Source organism: Alcanivorax sp. HI0044, assembly GCF_001634945.1.
The window spans coordinates 1-614 of the sequence record NZ_LWEZ01000560.1 but is presented as its reverse complement, the minus strand read 5'-3'; the positions used below and the strand labels follow the sequence as shown (position 1 = coordinate 614).

Below are 614 nucleotides of genomic sequence, written 5' to 3'. Positions count from 1 at the left end.
AAAAGCGGGCATGGTTGTCGATCCCCGCCCACATGGGGTGCGCCATGCCCTGCTGTACCTGGTTCCAGCCCATGTGCGGCACTTTCAAACGGGTGCCGGTATCGCTGAACAGCTCACCGAAAAACGTGACTTGCCCGTCGAAAATACCCAGGCAATCCACGCCGTTATTTTCTTCACTGCGGGCCATCATCGCCTGCATGCCGACGCAAATCCCCAGCAATGGCTTGCCGGCTTTCGCCACATCCCGAATCGCCTGATCCAGGCCCGTGTCTTTCAGAACGGCGATGCAGTCACGAATGGCGCCCACACCGGGAAAGACCACCCGGTCCGCCGCGCGGACCTGATCCGGGTCGCCGGTGATGATGATGGTCTGGCCATTGGCGACCTTTTCCAGCGCCTTGCCTGCGGAGTGCAGGTTACCCATGCCGTAATCAATAACGGCAACGACTTCACTCATATTCGGGAGCCTGTGCTGTACGGTTACTCGCTTTCGCTGAGGGTACCCTTGGTAGACGGGGTAATACCGTCCATGCGCGGGTCCGGCTCCACCGCCATACGGAGCGCGCGGCCAAAGGCCTTGAACACGGTCTCAGCCTGGTGGTGCGCATTCTTGC

At 60.4% G+C, this 614-nt stretch carries 1 protein-coding gene and 1 pseudogene; both read right to left on the bottom strand.

The genetic code is table 11. From position 1 onward, the window contains the following. On the bottom strand, window positions 1–457 hold a 457-nt coding region (hisH, locus tag A3730_RS06775), incomplete at its 3' end, for an imidazole glycerol phosphate synthase subunit HisH (RefSeq protein WP_063537764.1). A 23-nt stretch (window positions 458–480) separates the two neighbouring features. Beyond that, window positions 481–614 (bottom strand): annotated as a pseudogene (locus A3730_RS06770) (imidazoleglycerol-phosphate dehydratase); the annotation flags it as partial.